This window comes from Halorubrum sp. LN27, assembly GCF_016635065.1.
GTDB lineage: Archaea > Halobacteriota > Halobacteria > Halobacteriales > Haloferacaceae > Halorubrum > Halorubrum salipaludis.
The window spans coordinates 3,191,463-3,211,515 of the sequence record NZ_JAEPET010000001.1 but is presented as its reverse complement, the minus strand read 5'-3'; the positions used below and the strand labels follow the sequence as shown (position 1 = coordinate 3,211,515).

General features: G+C 62.6%; 17 protein-coding genes and 1 pseudogene. 5 read left to right on the top strand and 13 right to left on the bottom strand.

Annotated features, from left to right (window positions below; genetic code table 11):
* Positions 1-108 precede the first annotated feature (108 nt).
* Positions 109-669, top strand: a complete 561-nt coding sequence (locus JIN95_RS15870) for a rhomboid family intramembrane serine protease (protein WP_200532086.1) — start codon at positions 109-111, stop codon at positions 667-669.
* Between the two features lie 115 nt (positions 670-784).
* On the opposite strand, the gene rpsJ is transcribed toward JIN95_RS15870, so the two are convergent.
* The 5 genes from rpsJ to JIN95_RS15845 all read right to left on the bottom strand — a co-directional run bounded on the left by rpsJ (position 785) and on the right by JIN95_RS15845 (position 6,685).
* The gene (gene rpsJ / locus JIN95_RS15865; protein ID WP_004048854.1) at positions 785-1,093 is read right to left on the bottom strand and encodes a 30S ribosomal protein S10; all 309 of its coding nucleotides are present in this window, start codon (positions 1,091-1,093) and stop codon (positions 785-787) included.
* A 3-nt stretch (positions 1,094-1,096) separates the two neighbouring features.
* Positions 1,097-2,362, bottom strand: a complete 1,266-nt coding sequence (gene tuf / locus JIN95_RS15860) for a translation elongation factor EF-1 subunit alpha (protein ID WP_095635555.1) — start codon at positions 2,360-2,362, stop codon at positions 1,097-1,099.
* A 184-nt stretch (positions 2,363-2,546) separates the two neighbouring features.
* Positions 2,547-3,533, bottom strand: a complete 987-nt coding sequence (locus JIN95_RS15855; protein WP_095635556.1) for a homoserine dehydrogenase — start codon at positions 3,531-3,533, stop codon at positions 2,547-2,549.
* Complete coding sequence (locus JIN95_RS15850; protein WP_095635557.1) at positions 3,530-4,123, bottom strand: amino acid-binding protein; 594 nt, start codon at positions 4,121-4,123, stop codon at positions 3,530-3,532. The genes JIN95_RS15855 and JIN95_RS15850 overlap by 4 nt, the downstream gene beginning before the upstream one ends.
* A 372-nt stretch (positions 4,124-4,495) precedes the next feature.
* Positions 4,496-6,685 carry an elongation factor EF-2 gene (locus JIN95_RS15845; protein WP_095635559.1) on the bottom strand — a complete coding sequence of 730 codons (2,190 nt, stop codon included), beginning with the start codon at positions 6,683-6,685 and terminating at the stop codon, positions 4,496-4,498.
* 202 nt (positions 6,686-6,887) lie between these two features.
* Here JIN95_RS15845 and eda point away from each other — a divergent pair, with 202 nt between their 5' ends.
* Positions 6,888-7,532 carry a bifunctional 4-hydroxy-2-oxoglutarate aldolase/2-dehydro-3-deoxy-phosphogluconate aldolase gene (gene eda / locus JIN95_RS15840; protein ID WP_095635560.1) on the top strand — a complete coding sequence of 215 codons (645 nt, stop codon included), beginning with the start codon at positions 6,888-6,890 and terminating at the stop codon, positions 7,530-7,532.
* A gap of 57 nt (positions 7,533-7,589) precedes the next feature.
* On the opposite strand, the gene polC is transcribed toward eda, so the two are convergent.
* The 4 genes from polC to JIN95_RS15820 form a co-directional block, all read right to left on the bottom strand.
* Positions 7,590-12,659, bottom strand: coding sequence for a DNA polymerase II large subunit (gene polC, locus JIN95_RS15835; protein ID WP_200532085.1), 5,070 nt, complete (start codon positions 12,657-12,659; stop codon positions 7,590-7,592).
* Between the two features lie 13 nt (positions 12,660-12,672).
* Positions 12,673-13,092 (bottom strand): PPC domain-containing DNA-binding protein, encoded by a 420-nt coding sequence (locus tag JIN95_RS15830; protein ID WP_200532084.1) that lies wholly within the window; start codon positions 13,090-13,092, stop codon positions 12,673-12,675.
* A 219-nt stretch (positions 13,093-13,311) separates the two neighbouring features.
* On the bottom strand, positions 13,312-13,689 hold the full coding sequence (locus JIN95_RS15825; RefSeq protein ID WP_095635563.1) for a NifU family protein: 378 nt from the start codon (positions 13,687-13,689) through the stop codon (positions 13,312-13,314).
* 102 nt (positions 13,690-13,791) lie between these two features.
* Positions 13,792-14,121, bottom strand: coding sequence for a DUF5783 family protein (locus JIN95_RS15820; protein ID WP_095635564.1), 330 nt, complete (start codon positions 14,119-14,121; stop codon positions 13,792-13,794).
* A gap of 300 nt (positions 14,122-14,421) precedes the next feature.
* On the opposite strand from JIN95_RS15820, the pseudogene JIN95_RS16360 reads away from it, so the two are divergent.
* Positions 14,422-14,530: pseudogene (locus tag JIN95_RS16360) on the top strand (IS5/IS1182 family transposase); the annotation flags it as partial.
* A 71-nt stretch (positions 14,531-14,601) separates the two neighbouring features.
* Here JIN95_RS16360 and JIN95_RS15815 read toward each other — a convergent pair.
* The 4 genes from JIN95_RS15815 to JIN95_RS15800 form a co-directional block, all read right to left on the bottom strand.
* Positions 14,602-15,381 (bottom strand): hypothetical protein, encoded by a 780-nt coding sequence (locus tag JIN95_RS15815; RefSeq protein WP_321169270.1) that lies wholly within the window; start codon positions 15,379-15,381, stop codon positions 14,602-14,604.
* An 884-nt stretch (positions 15,382-16,265) separates the two neighbouring features.
* Positions 16,266-16,703 (bottom strand): DUF5518 domain-containing protein, encoded by a 438-nt coding sequence (locus JIN95_RS15810; protein WP_200532082.1) that lies wholly within the window; start codon positions 16,701-16,703, stop codon positions 16,266-16,268.
* Between the two features lie 124 nt (positions 16,704-16,827).
* Complete coding sequence (locus JIN95_RS15805) at positions 16,828-17,025, bottom strand: helix-turn-helix transcriptional regulator (RefSeq protein WP_200532081.1); 198 nt, start codon at positions 17,023-17,025, stop codon at positions 16,828-16,830.
* 1 nt (position 17,026) lies between these two features.
* Entirely contained in the window at positions 17,027-17,419 is a 393-nt protein-coding gene (locus tag JIN95_RS15800; protein WP_200532080.1) for a hypothetical protein, read from the bottom strand.
* Positions 17,420-17,740: 321 nt separating this feature from the next.
* Here JIN95_RS15800 and JIN95_RS15795 point away from each other — a divergent pair, with 321 nt between their 5' ends.
* Both JIN95_RS15795 and JIN95_RS15790 read left to right on the top strand, forming a co-directional pair.
* A complete protein-coding gene (locus JIN95_RS15795; RefSeq protein WP_200532079.1) occupies positions 17,741-18,745 on the top strand; it encodes a Cdc6/Cdc18 family protein in 1,005 nt (334 codons plus the stop codon).
* Positions 18,746-18,815: 70 nt separating this feature from the next.
* Positions 18,816-19,964 carry a PD-(D/E)XK nuclease family protein gene (locus tag JIN95_RS15790; protein WP_200532078.1) on the top strand — a complete coding sequence of 383 codons (1,149 nt, stop codon included), beginning with the start codon at positions 18,816-18,818 and terminating at the stop codon, positions 19,962-19,964.
* The last annotated feature ends 89 nt before the right edge of the window (positions 19,965-20,053 follow it).

Here is a 20,053-nt window from a genome sequence, read left to right as displayed (position 1 = left end):
ACCCCGACGACGTGATCTGACCGCCCCGACGACGTGATCTGACCGCCCCGCCGGCGTGGCCGACCGCCGCGGTCGGGTTTAACCCGCTTCGGCCCGAACGCCACCGCGATGCGCGCCACGCTCGAAACTCTCGCGGTCGCCCTCCTCATCGGCCTCGCGCAGCTCGGGTTGAGCGTCGTCGGCCTCGCGGGGATCTTCGCGCTGTCGACGCCACTGTCCGTCGCGCCGTGGACCGTCGTCACCAGCGTGTACGCGCACGGGTCGATCGGCCACCTGCTGGCGAACGCGCTCGCGCTGCTCCTCGTCGGCCCGCTCGTCGAGCGCCGGACTACCCGGCTCCGGTTCCACGCGTTCGTGGTCGGGACGGGCGCGCTCGCCGGCGTCGCACAGGTGACGCTCGGCGGACTGCTCGGCCCCTCGGCCGCCGTGTTGGGACTGAGCGGCGCCGTCTTCGCGCTCGGCGGCTACCTGCTGGCGGGCAACGTCGCGAGCGCGACGCTGTTCGATCGCCTGCGGCTCTCCTCGCGGACGCAGATCCTCCTGTTCGGGGTCGTCGCCGTCGTCCTCACCGCGACGACGGCGGCGCCCGGCGTCGCGCTGATCGCCCACGCGACCGGCGCGTTCTGCGGGCTCGTCGCCGGGCGGACGCGGCTGCTCGACGTGCGGTGACGACGGGCGCGGCTGCTCGACATGCGGTGACGGCACGCGGACGGGCGGCAAACGGACGGCGTCGCCGCTGGGCGCGTCGAAAAACGAAAGGGGTGAAAGAGAAACGCCCTAGCGCTCAGTCTTCGAGAACGATCTCGATGCTGACGTCGTTCGGCACTTGGACGCGCATGAGCTGGCGGAGCGCGCGTTCGTCGGCGTCGATGTCGATCAGACGCTTGTGGACGCGCATCTCCCAGTGCTCCCACGTCGCCGTCCCCTCACCGTCCGGGGACTTGCGCGACGGGATCTCGAGCGTCTTCGTCGGCAGCGGGATCGGGCCCGACAGGGCGACCCCCGTCGAGTCCGCGATCTCGCGGACGTCGTCGCAGATGTCGTCGAGGTCCTCGGGGCTCGTGCCGGCGAGGCGGACGCGTGCCTGCTGCATCGATTATCGCTCGTTGACGTCGAGCACCTTGCCGGCCGCGATGGTCTGACCCATGTCGCGGATGGCGAAGCTGCCGAGTTCCGGGATCTCGCCGGACGGCTCGATGCTGAGCGGCTTCTGCGGGCGCACGGTGACGACCGCGGCGTCGCCGGACTTGATGAAGTCCGGGTTCTCCTCGGCGACCTCACCGGACGAGGGGTCGATCTTCTGATCGATGGACTCGATCGTACAGGCGACCTGCGCCGTGTGGGCGTGGAAGACCGGAGTGTACCCGGCCGTGATGACCGACGGGTGCTGCATGACGACGATCTGCGCCTGGAACGTCTCGGCGACGCTCGGCGGGTCGTCCGCGGGGCCACAGACGTCGCCGCGGCGGATGTCGTCCTTGCCGATGCCGCGGACGTTGAACCCGACGTTGTCACCGGGCTCGGCCTTGGGCACTTCCTCGTGGTGCATCTCGACCGTCTTCACTTCGCCGCCCACGTCGGACGGCTGGAAGGAGACGTTGTCGCCGGTGTTGAGGATCCCGGTCTCGACGCGTCCCACGGGCACGGTCCCGATGCCGGAGATGGTGTAAACGTCCTGGATCGGGAGGCGCAGCGGCGCGTCCGTCGGCGGCTCCGTCTCGGGCAGGTCGTTGAGGGCCTCCAGCAGGGTCGGCCCGTCGTACCAAGGCGTGTTCTCGGACTCGTCGGCGACGTTGTCGCCGTCGAACGCGGAGATCGGGATGAACTTCGCGTTGTCCGTCTGGAAGCGGACCTGCTTGAGGAGGTCCTTGACCTCGTCGACGACCTGGTTGAACTTGGACTCGTCGTGGTCGACGACGTCCATCTTGTTGACCGCGATGATGAGCTCGTCGATACCCAGCGTGCGGGCCAAGAAGACGTGCTCTCGGGTCTGGGGCGCGACGCCGTCGTCGGCCGCGACGACGAGCACCGCGTTGTCGGCCTGCGAGGCGCCCGTGATCATGTTCTTCACGAAGTCACGGTGGCCCGGACAGTCGACGATGGTGAAGTAGTACTCGTCGGTGTCGAACTCCTGGTGGGCGATGTCGATCGTGACGCCGCGCTCGCGCTCCTCGGCGAGGTTGTCCATCACGTAGGCGAACTCGAAGCCGCCCTTGCCCTTCTCTTCGGCTTCCTCGCGGTGCTGCTCGATTACGTGCTCGGGGACGCTCCCCGTCTCGAAGAGGAGGCGACCCACGAGCGTACTCTTGCCGTGGTCGACGTGGCCGATAATGGCCAGGTTCTGGTGCGGTTTGTCACTCATGGGGTAATCACGCGCTAAGGCGCTCTGTGAGTAAGTTTCGGTAGATTCCACTAAAACGGTTTCGATACGGCCCACAGACGATCGCGACGCGGTCGGGCGATTCTCGACAACGCGGGGCACGCCAGCGCGTCGCACGACCCGGATCGCGTCCCGTGCTCCGGTGGTGCGGTTCGAGACGACTGACCTACTCCAGCCGGCCCACGTCCCCGAGCACCGCGCTCGCGGTCTCGGGGCCGCCGGCGCCCCGCCCCGAGATGTTGAGCCGACCGGCGTGGGTGGTCTCGATCTGGACGATGTTCTGGGTCCCGGAGACCGCGAGCGTCCCGTTCTCGGGGACGAGCCGCGGCGCGACCCGGACCGTCTCGCCCGTCGCCTCGCCGATGAGCCGGACCGTCCGGCCGTCCTCCGCGGCGAGCCGGAGCGCCGAGCCGGGTACGTCGCGGATCCCGGAGACGTCGGCATCGTCGAGGGTGAACTCCCGGGCGTCGGCCGGGTCGTCGGCCGCGCCGAAGGAGAGCACGTTCGCGAGGATGACGCACTTGAGCGCCGCGTCGGTGCCGTCCACGTCGAAGGAGGGGTCGGCCTCGGCGACGCCGAGGTCCTGCGCCTCCGCGAGCACGTGCTCGTAGTCGAGCCCCTCGGCGGCCATCCGCGTGAGGATGAAGTTCGCCGTCCCGTTGAGCACGCCCCGGACCGCGGTGACGTGTCCCGGCTCGATGTCCTCCACCGTCGACACCGCGGGGATCGCGCCGCCGACCGTGGCCTCGAACCTGATCTCGCCGTCGCTGTCGTTCACGAGCGCCCGCAGGTCGCCGAACCGCTCCGCGACCGGCCCCTTGTTCGCCAGGACGGCGTGGCGGTCGCGCTCCAGCGCGGTCCGGACGTGCGAGAACCCGGGCTCGGCGTCGCCAAGCGTCGTGGGCGTCGCCTCCACCAGCGCGTCGTAGTCGGCCGCCAGCGCGTCCGCGGGGTCGCCGTCGCCGACGATCCCCCGCTCTGCCTTGCGGGCCACCACCGCGTCCGGGTCGACGCCGGCGTCCCGGCCGTCGGTCCCGTCCGCGACGACCGCGCTCGACGAGTCCGCGACCGCGACGACCTCGTGGCCGTACTCGCCCGCGAGGTCGACGACCGAGCGCCCGACCGCGCCAGCGCCGACGACGGCGAGTCTCACGCCTCCACCCCCGTGAGCGGCTCGACCAGACGCAGGTCCTTCTCGGCCGCCAGCTCGCGGACCGCGGTCAGCGCCGCCTCCGTCTCGCCGGCGCGCGCCTCCAGGCGAAGCCGCGCGCTCGACACCTCCTCGGTCCCCTGCGGCGCCGCCAGGGACACGTCGGCGACCGAGGCGGACTCGCACGCCTCGATCTGCGAGAGCGTGTCGGAGAGGTCGGTGTCGATGAGGTGACCGAAGAGGAGGATGGTCACCTCCTCGGCGTACCGCTCCGTGCCCGCCTGCATCACGTTCACGCCCTCGCTCCGGAGCGCCTCGACGATCCCCTCGAACCGCTCCTGTGTCGCCTCGAAGTCGACCTCGACCGGGATCCGACCGCGGGGCGTCTTGTTCCCGCGCTCGTGGTAGATCGAGAGGAGGTTCCCCCCGTTCTCGGCGATCGGATGGAGCGCGGCGAGCAGCTGCCCGGGCTCGTCGACGAGTTCGAGCCGCACCGTGTGCGTCGAGGGCGTGGTCGCGGCGTGCCCGCCGTCGGCGGTCGCGTCCTCGCCGTCCGCCGTCTCCTCGGGGACGCCGTCGCGGCCGTCGCTCACGCCGCCACCCCCGCGTCGAAGAGTTCCGGCTCCTCGGATACGGTCGCCGTCGCGGCGAGCGACGGTTTGCCGGATCCCGTCGGCGACGCGGTCCGGCACGGTCCTGTCGGCGGCGCGGAGCGGTCGCTTGCTGGCTCCGTCGCGGTGCGCCGAGCGGGAGTCGTGCCCGTCTGCATACCCGAAAGGTGTCGGGGGATCCGGTATAAGCCTTCGGCGATGGCAGGCGTTGCCTCGCTTCCGACCGTGTGAACTCGGTGCACGGAAGGGCGGATCACGGACGCCGGAGACGGAACTCGGCGAAGACCTCGGCGACGAACAGAGAGAAAAACGGAGGGCGTCAATCCGCAGCGGATCGCGGACCGCGTCGTCGACTTAGAAGTAGTCGATCGACTGCGGCAGTTCCAGCTTCATGCCCTTGCGCTCGCGGATCTCCATGATCTTCTCGCGCTGGAGGTTGTCGACGAGCACGCGGAAGCCCGCGTTCTCGGTGTTCCACGAGGCGCGGCCCTCGGTGGCCGAGCGGATGTCGGAGGAGAACCCGATCATCTCCTCGACGGGCGCGATGCCCTCGACGACCATGAGGTCGCCCTCCTGGTACATGTCGTCGACGCGACCGCGGCGACCCTGGATCTCGCCGGAGGCGGCGCCCATGTGCTCCGAGGGCACGTCGATCCGGACGTCCTGGATCGGCTCAAGCAGGCGGACCTCGCCGTCGATCAGCGAGCGGTGGACCGCGTCGCGGACCGCGGGGATGACCTGCGCGGGACCGCGGTGGATGGTGTCCTCGTGGAGCTTCGCGTCGTGGAGCCGGAACAGCGACCCCTGGACCGGCTCGGCGGCGAGCGGCCCGTCGTCGAGCGCCTCTTGGAGCCCCTCCAAGACGAGTTCCATCGTCTCGTTGAGGTGCTGGATCCCCTTCGTGTCGTCGATGAGGATGTTGGTCCGGTGGATGTGCTCGACGTTCTGGGAGGTGTCCTTGTCCATGCCGGCCTCCTGGAGCGCCTCGCGGCGCTCGAGCTCGGGCATGTCCATCGAGACCTCGCCGAGCTGGATGGCGTCGACGATCTCCTGGTCCATCGGCTCGACGGTGATGTAGAACTTGTTGTGGCGGTTCGGCGACTGCCCCTCGACCTCGCGGGAGGACTCCTGGGGCTGCTCGCGGAAGACGACGATCGGCTCGCCGGTGATGACCGGGATGCCCTGGTTGTCGCGGATCCGCTGGGTGATCACTTCGAGGTGGAGCTCGCCCTGCCCGCTGATGAGGTGCTCGCCCGTGTCCTCGTTGATCTCGATCTGGATCGTCGGGTCCTCCTTGGCGACCTGCTGCAGCGTCTCGATGAGCTTCGGCAGGTCGTCCATGTTCTGCGCCTCGACGGACTTCGTGATGACCGGCTCGGAGATGTGCTCGATCGACTCGAACGGCGTCATCTCCACGGAGGAGACGGTGGAGCCGGCGATGGCGTCACGCAGGCCGGTGACCGACGCGATGTTCCCCGCCGGGACGCGATCCACTTCCTCGCGCTCGGACCCCATGAAGAGCCCGACGCTCTGGATGCGGTTCTTGCCCGCGGTGCCGGAGACGTACAGCTCCTGGCCCTTCTCCAGCGTGCCGGAGAAGACGCGACCCGTCGCGATCTCGCCCGCGTGCGGGTCCATGGAGATGTCGGTGACCATGAAGACGACCTCGCCGTCCTCGTCGACGAGCTGCATCCCCTCGGCCAGCTCGGAGTCCGCGTCGCCGCGCCAGATGCGCGGGACACGGCGGGGCTGGGCGTCGACCGGGTTCGGGAAGTGCTCGCAGACCATGTCGAGCACGACGTCCGAGAGCGGCGTCCGCTCGTGGAGCTCCTCGCGCTTGTCGTTCTGTTCGAGCTCCATGATGTCGCCGAAGTCCATCCCGGTCCGCTGCATCGAGGGCATCGAGACGCCCCACTTGTACAGCGCGGACCCGAACCCGACGGTGCCGTCCTCGACGGAGACCGTCCAGTCCTCGGGGATGTCGTCCATGTTCTCGGCCATCCCGCGGATGAGCTCATTGACGTCGGCGATGACCGACATCAGTCGCTCCTGCATCTCCTGGGGCCCCTCCTGGAGCTCGGAGATGAGGCGGTCGACCTTGTTGATGAACAGCGCCGGCTTCACGCCCTCGCGGAGCGCCTGCCGGAGCACCGTCTCCGTCTGCGGCATCGCGCCCTCGACGGCGTCGACGACCACCAGCGCGCCGTCGACCGCGCGCATCGCGCGGGTGACGTCGCCCCCGAAGTCCACGTGGCCCGGGGTGTCGATGAGGTTGATGAGGTGGTTGGTGTCCTCGTACTCGTGGGTCATCGAGACGTTTGCCGCGTCGATGGTGATCCCCCGCTCCTGCTCGTCCTCCTTCGTGTCCATCGCGAGCTGCTCGCCCGCGGTGTCCTGGGAGATCATGCCGGCACCGGCCAGCAGGTTGTCGGAGAGCGTCGTCTTGCCGTGGTCGACGTGGGCGGCGATGGCGATGTTCCGGATGTTCTCCGGGCTGTCCATCAGCCGCTCGCACTCTTGAACGATCTTCTTGCGTCGGCCCATTATACCGCTTGTTACCGAAAGCAGGGTCAAAAGGGTAGTGTTTCGTCTCGGCCGTTTCGACCGGATCGACCCGCGATCGCCGCCGTTTTCGTGTCGATCGGTCGCACGATCGGAGGCCGAACGGCGGAGCGTAACCGGTCGTACCCGACGACGCTCGTCGGCATCCGCGCGTATTTAGGTGGTCGCTCGGAAACGGGTGCGTATGAACGAGACGCTCTCGCGGATCGTCGACAGCGGCGTCGTCGCGGTGTTGCGCGGAGTACCGGCCGACCAGCTCATCGAGATCGCGGACGCACTCCGCGAGGGCGGCGTCACCGCCGTCGAGATCACGGCCGACACGCCCGACGTGGCCGAGAAGATCGGCGAGGTCGCCGGCGCCTTCGACGACGAGGTCGTCGTCGGCACGGGGACGGTCCTCGACAGCGAGACCGCCCGGACGACGCTGATGGCCGGCGCGGAGTTCGTCGTCTCGCCGAGCCTCCACGAGGACGTGATCGAGACGTGCAACCGCTACGGCGCCGTCAGCGCGCCCGGCGTGATGACGCCGACCGAGGCGGTCCGCGGCTACGAGGCCGGCGCCGACTTCGTGAAGGTGTTCCCCGCGAAGACCGTCGGCCCGGACCACCTCGGCGCCATGAAGGGACCGCTCGGGCAGATCCCGATGATGCCGACCGGCGGCGTCGGCCCCGACAACGCCGCGGACTACATCGACGCCGGCGCGTTCGCGGTCGGCGCGGGCGGCGCCCTCGTCGACTACGACGCGGCCGAGCGCGGCGACTACGAGGCCATCACCGAGACGGCCCGCGAGTTCACGCGGGTCGTCGAGGCGGCGCGCGCGGACGACTGAGTCGGACAGAGAGAAATTCGTCCGGAGAGAGGCGCGGAATGGACGCCGTCGCCGATCTCACATGAAGTCCGCGATGCCGGACTGCTTGTTGGTGTCGTCCTCGAAGATCGACTCCAGCGACTGGTCTAACACCTTCAGCCGCTGTTTCGTGTAGGGTCGACAGCCGAACCGGTCAGCGACCTCGATCGCCGTGTCGACGTACTTGTTGACGGAGCCCTCGTGGACGGTGAGGTTCACCCGCCCGCCGCACTCGCGGCAGTCGCCCGAGAGGGGCATCCGCCGGTACTTCTCGCCGCAGTCGAGACAGCGCGTCTCCTGCCGCGAGAACGCCCGGAGGTTCCCGATGATGTCCGGCAGGAAGTGGTACTCGATCACGCGCTCGGCCACGTCCGTCTCGTCGACGGCGCGCAGTTTCCGGGCCAGCTCCAGCTGGGCGTCCATCTTCTCCATCATGTCGCCGAGTGTCTTGTACGCCGAGAGGTCCGGCCCCATCGCGATGTCCGTCGTGTCGTGGGTGTGGCCGAACCCGTGGTACTCCTCGTCCGTCCCGAGCGTGTCCTCGCCGATCTGGATCAGGTCCTCGACCGACTCCGGATCGGCCATCTCCAGCGTCGCGTCGTAGAACTCGCGGGGGTACTCCCGCGCGATGTCGACGTTGTGCGCCTCGTCGTCGATCTCCGACGGATCGATCCGCGAGGACATCACGAGGGGCGCGTCCATGCGGCCGCCCCGTTGGTCCGGCAAGAAAGTTTTCGAGAAGTTGAGAAGACCGTCCATGAGAAGCATGACACAGTCCTCGTCACCGTCGCACTGACCGGAATACACGTCGTTCGCGACGAGCGTGTTCGTTTCATCGACAGTCAGGCAGTACGTGTGATCGACGTCGGACTGGACCGTCTCAACGGAGACGACTTCGTCGACCCAGACGTCACCACCGTCACCGAGGAGTCGCTGTGTTCGAGTGTCGATACGGTCCAGCACGTCAGTAAGTGTCTCGTCCTTGCGGCCGAGATGGAAGCCAATTCGGTCGGCGAACCGTACGGCGTTCTGTGACGTGACCTTGAGAACCCAGGAATCGAACGAGCGCTCATCGTCGTAGAACTCGGCCACTGCACCCGTCTGCGGGGTACGTTCCTCGCGATATACTTTCGTAGCGATGCCGAACCGCTTGAGCGCTGCGACGAGGTCAGACTGTAGGTCGTCGCTTACGGTGGTTGCCCGGATCTCGACGCGTTCGCTGGACGTGCTTCCGTCGCCGGAGAAGTACGCCGCGAGGAACGTTCGGAGAACCGGATCCGGTGCGGAAAGCACACAGTCCGGGATGCGTTTCGTCTCCGCACGACTCCCGGCATCGAGAACGTCCGAGAACAACGTCGCGACGAGGCGACTGGAGACCGTGACCTTCCACTCGTTCTCCTCGAACGCCTCGACATCGAGCACGTCGTCGAAGACATCGATGATTTCGTCGCGCGGCACGTCGTCCGGGGTACAGATTGTCGTCTGATAGAACGACCCCGCTTCCCGCCGCGTGAATCCTTCCGCAGCGTAATATCCGAGCATCGTGCCGACGGCCTCGTCGACCTCGAACTGGCGCGAAACCGAGGCCCCGTCGCGACGGATTCCGAGGGTCACGTCTGTGGGAACGCGTTCGACGACGGTGTCGTAGTCGTACAGTTCGAGGAGGACTCCGGCCGGGATGCTGTCGCGGGACACCCAGTTGTACACCGTCGACTGACTGGCGTCGAGGCGTTCCGCAACGGGCTTTAGATAGCTCTCGGCGTCTGTCGCGTCGTCGAGGAGTCGCTTGAGCTCGGATTCACCGAGTCCTCGGATCATCAGGTCGTCGTTCGGAACGGCGTCCGCGTCGAGGAATTCCGCGAGCAGGTCGAACGTCGCTGTTTCCCCGTCAACCGGTATCTGTTTCGGCGCCGGGAGCGCGTCTTCCGTAGTTAGTTCTCGGGCCGAGACGCGGTCGACTCCATCGCCGGTCCACCGACGCATCGAGTGGTCAGGTGTCACCGTTAGCTCCTGCCCGCTCTTCGTTTTGACGCGGACGAGGTGATCGGGCGACGGATGCTTCGAGACCGCTTCGACTCGTTGGAGCGTTTCCTCGCCACTCTCAGTTACGGACGGCACGTACACGTCACCGTCGAGTCTCTGGACGAGCGTCCCGAAGTCGTCCTCGTCAGCCGTTTCGGCGTTAAGGCGGTCCTCGACGAGCGTCTCGATGGGGTCGTAGTGCCACTTCCCGGCTTCGTCTTCGAACCACACGTTCGTCTCCGGGTGGAAGCAGTTCCGCCGTTTCGCGGCGTGAAAGTACGGATGAGCGTATCCGACGGCCGCCGAGGTGAATCCTACCACCCTCCCGACAGTTGCGGCGCTCGTGTGGGGGGCCATCCCGAAGACGAGCTCCCCGACGAGGTCGTCGCGCTCGTTGACCTCGTAGAAGCGGGGGAGGTCGTAGTACTGCTCTAAGAGGTCGTCGACGAAGTCCGCGGTCTTGAGCATGTGCTCGGCGGCGCCGTCGGAGAGGACGATGTCCTGCACGCGGAGCTCCACGAGCTGGTCGTCGTGGCGTAGCGGCTCGCCGTCGATGTCCGTCTCGTAGCCGATCTCCCGGAGGTGGTCGGCGGTGACGTCGAGCTCCTCGGGGCGGACCGACGTGACGGGGAGGTCGGTCATGTCGTACCTGACGGTGCCGTCCTTGAACGACGTGACGCCGTTCTTCGCGCGCAAGATGCCCTTCTCGATCGGCTCGGGGGTCTTGTTCCGCGAGGTGAGCCCCTGGACCCCCTTCAGGATCTCGAAGGCGGACTCCCGCTCGCCGACGTTCTCCAGCGCGGAGCGGTACGCGTCGTTGAGGTCGACCTCCTGGTAGGTCGCCGCGGTCACCTCCCACTCGCAGCGCGGGCACTCGACGCGGCCGGCCTCGTCGGGCTCGCAGACGGTGCCGCAGTCGCCGCACTCGTAGTGGAGGTCGGTGTGGACCTCGCAGTCCGGGCACTGCGCCCGGTACGTGTGCTCGCCGCACTCGGGACAGACGCGGTCGGAGACCTCCAGCTCCAGCCGCCCCCGGTGGCCCGAGTCGTCCATGACGCTGGCGGCCTCCGCCACGTCGCGCTGGGGGCCGCCGGCCTCGTTGATCGGGAAGAGGGTGTGGACCGCGGGCGAGAGGTCGCGGCTCTCCGACTTCTCCGGGCGGCCCATCCGGTTGCCGATCCGCGTGGGGGCGCGCTCCCGTATCTCGAAAGGGGCGACCTCGTTGACCGCCTTCAGCGCGTTCCCGCCGTCGTCCCACTCGCGGGCCGCCGGCGAGAGGTCGCCCGCGTCCCACGTCTTCCGGAGCCCGTCGTCAACCCCGAGCGACCGCGCGAGCGGGCGCCACGTGGGGATCCGGAGGGCGTCGGGCGTCGCGACGTGCTCGACCAACAGCGACTCCAGCGCGTCTTGCGTCGCCTCGGTGCGTTCGATCGCGAGGACGCCCTCGACCACGTCGCCGGCGGCGACCGCGTCGGCGAGCGCCTCGAAGGCGTCGACGGACACGTCGTGCCAGAGGTAGGTGTACTCCGGGTGGAGCGGGCAGTCGTACTCGCGCGCCCACGCGAGCGCCTCGTCGACTTCGGGGTGTTCCAAGTCGACGTGCGGGTCGTCCCGCATGGCCTGCACGTCGGCGCCAGCCGCCTCGAACTCCTGGACCCACCACTCGTAGACGTACGAGGCGGGCGCGAGCGGGTGGTTGTTCTCGACGAACTCGCCGTAGTTGACGAGGTACTCGCCCAGATCGAGCACCTTCTCGACGCCGTTCCGGATCTCTTTGGCCTCCTCCGGGTCGTCGATCCGCCGGACCTCGCCGTTCGCGAGCCGGACCGTCGGCCCCTCGATGGAATCGACGGGGACGACGCCGTGGGCCTTCCCGGGCCGCTCCGTCTTGATCTGGGTCCCCGCCGCGAGGAAGTCGTCGACGAGGTGCATCGTCGCCGGGTGGACGCCGCCGGTCGCGAACCCGTGGTTGCGCGCGCGCCCGTACCGGAGCCGGAACCCGCCCGCCTCGCTCGGGTGGGTGAAGACGGGCCGGCCCGCGATCAGGTCGCGGAGGAACTTCTGAGAGGGCTTCGCGCGGAGGGGGCCGTCGGGTTCGGTGGCGTCCGAGTCCGGGGCGGCCCCGTCGTCCGCGTCGTCCTCTCCGTCTTCGTCGCCCTCGGTGCTCTCGCCCTCCGAGTCGCCGTCGCCGCCGTCCTCCGCGTCATCACCCTCGGCGTCCTCGTCGCTCGCGCCGCCCCCGTCCTTCCCGATCGTCCCGTCGATCAGGTCCTGGAGCCACGGCCAGTCGACCTCGTCGAGGTCGCGGGTGTACCGCTGGATCTTCGGGGCCTTCAGTGCGATCCCCTCGGCGGCGACGAGACACATCCCGCCGCGCGCGGAGTTGGTGTCGACGCGTTCCAGGTCGCGGAACCCGGAGACCTCCTCGTCGCCCGTCGCCTCCCCGTCGAGCATGACGGGCATGTGCTGGGCGATGAACTTCGACTCCTTGTCCTTCGGCGTGTACTGGAGCCCCGTCTCCTTGTCGTAGAGGGCGATCTCCTCGGCGTAGCGCTCGACCTCCACGTCTCGCGGCTTGTACTCGTCGATGTCGAGCAGCGACCGGGCGTAGTCGGCGACGAGCACGGACAGCGCCTGCGCGGTCCCGCCCGCCGACCGGATCGGGCCGGCGTAGTAGACGTTGACGAACTCGGTACCGTCGTCGTTCTCCAACAGCTCCACGCGGTCGATCCCCTCGATCGGCGCGGCGACGACCCCCTCGGTGAGGAGCGCGACCGCGGTCCGGACCGCGCCCTCGACCTTGCCGGCGCGGGAGTCGTAGTCGCCGACGGTCCCCTCGACGAAGTCGGTGACGAGCTCTAAGGCCGCCTCCTCGCGGGACATCTCGCCTTCCAGCTCGCGGACGCGCTCCGCGACCCCGTCGATCCCGAGGATGTTCTCGACGCGGTCGGCCATGTCGCGGGCGATCGGGATCTCGATCTCGGGTTTCGGGTCGTGGCCCTGCTGCTTGGCGGCCTCGGCCACGTCCCACGCCTCGTCCAGCCGGTCCTCGATCCGCGCGAAGTAGCGCTCGTCGTCGGGCCTCATCGCCCGCTCCGACTCAGAGCCATAGGTCGAGGTCGGTGGCCTCGTCGTGGGAGCGTTCGAGCGGCTCCGCGAACGCCCGCAGGTGGCACTCGCCGGCCCAGACGGTCGCGGAGTCGAGGTGTCCCGCGAGCGCCTGCCCGCTCGGCCGCGACAGCACGACGTGCGTGTGCGCGAACACGTCGCCGTCGAGCAGCGAGACGTTGCCGACGCAGGCCGCGACCTCCAGCGGCTCGTCGAAGGTCACCGAGCGGTACTCGGTGTCGTCCTGGTCGTAGAACCACACCTCCGCGTCCTGTACGGCCCCGAGCGCCGTGAACCAGCCCGCCTCGACGTCCTCCGCGCGGGCGAGGTCCTCGATCTCCTCGCGCCAGTCGGCGCCCGTCTCGAACCGCGCGACGTACTCCGCCGTGGGCTCGACTTCCCGATGGTGCATAGGAACCGTCCACGGCCGCCGGGGGCAAAAAGGCTTCAGTCGCGCCGCGAAGTCGAATTGATATAGCGTTATTTGATTTAATCCCAGATCGGGCCGATCAGACACACAATCAGGGAATCAGCGAGAGACGTACCTTATCCGGAGATTTCGAGCGAATTGCTATCGGAACGCAAAAAACGAAGAACGAAGCCGCGATATCGGGAGAACCGAACGAACCGCTCAGAACGGGGCCTGCGGGCCTTCGTCGTCGCCGCCGTCGTCGGTCGTCTCGCCGGGGAAGGAGGGGGACATGCCGCCGCTGCTGGTGCCGCCGAGGTCGCCGTCGGCGCCGGCGTCCATGCCCGTGTCGGCGTGGACCGTCTCGATCTCGGGGATCTCCTTGACCATCCGGGACTTGATCGCCTGGATCGTCATCGGAGAGATACCGCAGCCGGAGCAGGCGCCGCCGAGCTGGATCGTGACCTCGCCGTTCTCGCGGTCGAGGTGGCTGATGGCGGCGCTCCCGCCGTGCATCTGGATCTGCGGGAAGTTGCGCCGCAGGAAGTTCGTGATCCGCTCGCGGAGGTCGTTGTCCGCGTCAGTCGTTTCCGTGCTCATGCACGCGAATTGGCGTCCGGGCGGCTTATGCCTTTGGTTCGGCGGGACGCGTGCCGGGAGAACGGGCGTGTCAGCGGGGCAAGCGGACCGAACGCCGGTTATTCACTCCGGCCGGTCGACGCCGAGCGTCCGGTACAGTTCCGTCTCGATCCGGTCGACGTACTCGTCGAGCGTCTCCTCGAACGTCTCGTCGTCGACGGGGACGACGCCGCGGATGCGCTCGCGGGGGTTCTCGGGAAGCTCGACGCGGAACTCGCCGTCCTCGTAGAACGGCTCGGACTCGTTGAGCACCGCCTGGTCGATCCCGTGGATCAGCTCCGAGTCGTACCGGTCGTTCATCTGGTTGAACGCGTTCTTGTACGCCCGCTGGAGCTCGTTGAAGTAGTTCGCGTACTTGTCCTCGAACTTCTCGGGGTCGAACTCGTCGGCCATACCCGATCCGACGGCGCGGCGGGGAAAAAGCCGGTCGATCGCGGCTCAGGAGACCGAAACCGACGGGCGAAGCGGTCGTCGCCGTCGACCCGTAGGTGCAGCCGAGCCATGAGTATAAACTAAATATCGCTATATTAAATGTGTTCCCGGCAGGCGACACAAGTTCGGAAGGTAGCTCAGTACAAACCGATAGTTGGTTGACACCAATGTGCCGATAAAACGGAGGAAGACGCACCCGTCCGCTAAACTCTCTAATTTAATTCATATACGCGGCTACCCAGTTTCCGACTTCCTACGCCATCAACGCTCAAACGTAAGTACGATGTAGTAATGCGATCCCGTCGATGGTGGACACAGTTTCGGAACTCATCATTGGTGTATCATTCACAATCTCGACCGGTCCTCTTAACGGGCAATACAAGGAATCACAGATCGCTCAGTACAGGCGAATAATTATCGACTCTAAGCAGATCCGGAGTACTAATCCGAAGAAGTCTCAACGCCATATTCATATCCAAGTTTCTCACGTAGCTGATGGAACGCATCCAATATCTTTTCTCCGTCTTCACCAGGAGGAATCTCAACTTGTGCTGGCGGAGTAGCACTCTCCGAACCCAGAACTCGCCAAACCGTTCGACGAAGTAACGACTCCTCGGACACTGGCTTCCAATCGAGGCGTACGAGGTTCTCAGAAAACAGTGCAGTCACCTGCCGTAGCCGTTCCAAATCATATGACGATCTCTCCTGTCTATCAGAGCGATACAGAGAGTTCCATTTCAAATCATACGTGGTACCATCAGTTGTCCAAGAGACAAGCTCACCAAACGGAACGACAGCCGAACCTCGCACTTGCGCAAATGTGTCGTTCAATCTCTCAATTACTCCCTCATGTCCCCTCGCATTGATTTCTCGAATATGTGTCTCATGCGGTACTGAGCGATATAGCCACGATTGGTCGGCCAGAACTGCAAATTCAACGAAGTAGAACAGACGGTCCGTCCACGCATCAGTATCACCTCCTGGGACTTCGAGTAATGACTCAACCAACGCCCGGTCCTCGGGAAGCGACGCTCGAAACTCATGATCCGAACCGACAAAGATACATTCCGAGTCAGGAATCTGCACTAGCTCCCGTTGTACCGTCTCAAATTGACCGTGTTTTGGATCAAGGCCTAGGTGGACAACGGTTCCGTAGTCCATCAAAACACTAATGGCCCGGTTCTTGACTGTCACACCGCCGAGCTCGTCCCAATCCTTCACACCAGATAGACTCCGAGAGACGAGTCTATGTGTCGGTTCTGCAGCATCGAACTTCCCTGTAAACTCCATAGTTGTTCCGTATTCTCGGGTTTGTTGAAATCCTCAGTAGTGATATATTCAGATTCGGTTGCGGTCAATACAGAAGGTTAGGTGATCACGGTACTACGCTCCCAACCTGCCATTTCCATATGTTCTATATGTTCGACGCAGCACAGCGAATATAGCGAGTATAAATACGGCACCTAGTATGAATCCTAATTGACCTGCGTAGGGGATGTCAAATGCTACAAATCGCGTTCCGACGATTTGTCCTGAACGGATCATTATCATACCCAAACCTACGATTAGAATAGCTTGTAGAATGAAATTAGAGACCGCTGATCTGTTCACCATAGTGTAATTCAGTTCCGAACGGGTGTATATTTTGCCCCAGTTATATGTTGAGAACCAAGCCTATCTACTGAGCGACTCTTTCACACCAGATCTGGTAATGAGAAACCTCCTCAATGTGGTGAGTAGATTCGGTAAATACAGGGAACTCACGGACGCTCAGTATAGGGAGAACGCCATACCACTCACGATCACAGATGCCGGAAGATCAACTGAGAGACACCTACTACTGCCACTCCGAAAAAACAGACTGTAGCGATAACTGCCGAAGTACCACCATCCCCCTGTATAATCATCACTAGGAACCCTCCTCCGGCGATGACCATAGCTACGATGAGCAAGATGATTCGTTTGTCTGATTCGCCCGAATTTTCCATGTATCCATATTCTATCAACTAGTTAAAAAATTTGTCCGATAAACTACTCACTTTTTCAACTCATCAGTGGAACATCAAACCGATTTCAGAACCGAATTCGTTGGAACAGAGTGCAGGTTAGACTGTTTGTGGGCCAATCCGACGAAATATTGGGATGTGGCCAATGATGTTGCCAATTACCGCGCTGGTGATACCAATAAAGCCACCGACGGCAAGAGCGAAGCAGAGCCAGAGCAACGAGAACGCGATTCCGAGAGCTGCGTAGCCGGGTGAGATCGCCCACCCAGAAGAGATGATGCCGATAGAGTTCCAAGCGGCGGGAAGACCACCTATGACACCAGTTCGTAAACCAGCACGCGCGGAGGCAGTGAATCGGCTGCTGTAGTACAAGCCTGCAAGCAACGCAGCAAATGACACTGCGCCGAAATCGTAGTAGGATGGGCCAGTCTCCAAAGATAAAATCACCGTGAAGGGAATAGAGAGGAAACCAAGCTTTATTGCAAGTGACATATCGTTATTGAACAACCACGTGATTATTCCGGATAGGACAGTCATATTGTCCTATTTATAATACTCAATTGAGTAATATCTTTTGGTCTTATTGGTCCTGTTAAATATTATTCTTCAGACATATTCTTCCCTAAAACGGCTGGTCGCTGAAGAGTGCATAATGAACAGTTTAAGCACCATCGTAGGAAAAAATGTCTTCTATCGAACAATCAAAATATAGTGCGAGTTGGAATGCGAGTTCAAGAGATGGATCATATCTTTCTGCTTCAAGTGCGTTAATCGTCTGTCGAGTAACCCCGATCTCTTTCGCAAGGTCCTCTTGGGTTAGGTCGTGCTTCGCCCGATAGACTTTCAATTCATTCTTCATACTATTCAATGTATCTGTAATATACGTAGTACAAGGCGTATACTGCCAATCCAACAAATATGTATAAGTTGTTAGCTTCGTCTGGGAAGATGGTGAATGTGCTGTCAATTAGCAGGATACCGATTAACCACCAGAAAGCATTAGTGCTGGCTTTTGTGAGTAGTTCAGCTGTCCGCTCATCACCTAACGCCTTCCGGTTCTTACTGGCAGAGACAGCCCTATAACCGAAGAACACAACGATAACAAATGGTATCAGAGGCCCGATATAACTGATTGGCGGGAAGTCATAATATTGGAATACTGCGATACTACCAATTAGAATCGCAACTGCGCCTGCTAGCAATCCGTATCCAACACGCTTCTGCCGCTTAAGATTCGAGGGGAGCTCACTCATAGGATCACTAATGTATCTTGTTTTGAATTTACTTCTTGAATAGCGCTCCTGCCAAATGTGTCTGTGCTAGCAGACATTATGTAATGTCTCTTTTCCATATTGGAATCAAGGCATTCCATCAATATAATTGCTTTGCTAAAGAGTCCGGTGAAGTATAGAATTAGAATCTGAAGACGATGGTAGCTAGTTGACCTGTATTGACCGCAAGGGGGGGACAGAACCTATCACCTTTTGAGGATTTCAACAAAGCCACTATTTTGGAAGATTTGGAAACAGCACCCTTCCATTTATCACCCTGCCAAGCCGTGTCGACGTACCATCATGATAACCGACGCCCGGGTGCTCCAACAGGAGTTCATCCCGAGAGAAGTACAGCACCGAGATGCGGAGGTGAACTATCTGTCGAGCATCCTCGAACCCGTCACTGACGGGGAACCAACGGAACCAACGTTGCTACACGGCCCATCAGGAGCTGGGAAAACCTGTATCGCGCAGTACATCGTCGAAGAACTTCGCGGGTCTGTTGTGGAGCTTAACACGCAGTACGTGAACTGCTGGGAAGACTACACCCGATTCAAAACTCTGTACCAGTTACTCGACGGGATTGGGCAAACGTACGATGTCCACCGGCAATCTACACCGCGTGACCTCCTCCTTGACCGTCTTCGTGACTACGATGGCCCGCCATACGTCGTAATTCTCGATGAAGTGGATCAACTCCAAGACAAGGAACTTCTATACGACCTCCATCGAATCCCGAAACTCACGTTAATTCTCATTGCGAACCGCGAAGAAGACCTGTTCAACCCCCTTGGAACTCGCCTACAAAGCCGTCTTCAAAACTCGAATCGTATTCACTTCGACCAGTACGGACACAAGGAGTTGGTCACAATTCTTCGAGACCGAGCACGATGGGGGCTTGAACCGGATGTAATCGGGTCCGTAGAGCTCGCACATATCGCTGAACACGCTGTCGGTGACGCGCGAGTCGCTATTGGTATTCTACGGAAAGCTGCTCGCAATGCTAAGAAAATCGGAGACGATCAGATTCGGTCTGATATGATTTCAGATGTGGTTTCGGAAGCGAAATTGGAAATCGAGCGCAACACTATTAGTCGTCTTAAACCTGATCAGCGAGTGCTCTACAATATCATCTGTGAGGTTGAGGATATCAAACCACCAGCACTGTATGAACAGTACGAAGATCGTGTTGACGACCCCAAAACCGAACGAACCGTTCGGAACTATCTGGCGAAGTTGGAACATTACAATCTCATCGTGGCTGACGGGAATACGAAAGCTCGCTCGTACCGTGTTCGGTCATAACCGGTGTGAGTCGTGTTTCGGAAACACCACGCCCTTTCCTATTGTTACTCGGGAGGTCTCTGTTCTTGCAATGAGCGAGAACGGCCAGACAGACGCCTCACACGACATTCGAATGTCCGCGACAGTTGACCGCCTCCCAGAGAGCGAGCGGTTAAGACGGCTTGTGGACGCCGTTGCGAATGAGTCATTCAACGAGTGGTACGACGAGCGACTATTTACGGAGAACATCTTGGAGGGCCGCCCGTATTTCAACGGGGCGTCACCGGTTCCTGACGCCGAGAAACACTCGCCGAGCAAATTACTACAGTGTCATCGGAAAGTCCGGTACTACGGGCAGAACGCGCCACAGGAGGGTGACTCACCGCAAGGCCTGTTTTGGATTGGGAGCGAGTTCGAGGAGGAGATTATCGTACCGTACTTACAGGAAGCGGTGACGACAGATTCGACGTACGTTCGGAATTCGCTGTGGATTGATACGTTGGTACCGACCAGTAGCGGTGATGAAGTTCGGGTGAAAGGCGTGACAGACCCGGCAATCGTGGACAGCGACGGTGGCCCAATCCTGGTGACAGAGATCAAGACGACGTCGTCGTTAGAGTACCTTGACGGGCCGAAACCGCATCATAAGGCGCAGCTACATGCGTACATGCACGCGTTGGATGGAGAGTATAACCGGTCGATTCAAGACGGGTTGCTCGTGTACGGGAGCCGAGATACACTCGACGTGCGGGCATTCCATGTTCCATTCGATGACCGGTTCTGGCGGGAAAGTGTCGTAGAGTGGATGGCGCAACAAACTCAGTTCCGGGAGAGTGGTGAGTTACCACCAGCGGAGCCAGCATTCGGCTGGGAATGCGGGACCTGCCCGTTCCAACGGCGTTGCGGAGAGCATGACGGGAAGTACCAGAATGAAGGATTCACAGGGCTATTGCCCGGTGTACGTGAGTACCGGAAACAGCAGTTGGTTGAGTACTTCGATGCATATCCGAATGCAAAACTGACACCGACACTCGCTGAAAAATACCCAGAGTTAGCCGTGGAACACGGTGTGTATGAGTGGAGATGCGGAACCTGCGGGAGTACGTACCCATATGACGGTGTTGGTGACGATCGTGATTCAACACCACCCGTGTGTAGTGATTGCGCCGAGAAAGGAGAGTTATCTGTGTTATTTGTCCCGGTGCCAGACGAACAGGTTGTGGATGAATCTGTAAATTGACTGGGACGGCATCAGAGAAACTCTTCAAGTGGCAAAAACAAAATGAAGTCCACTCAGTACAGTTGAGGTACGGATCGGTCAATACAGTG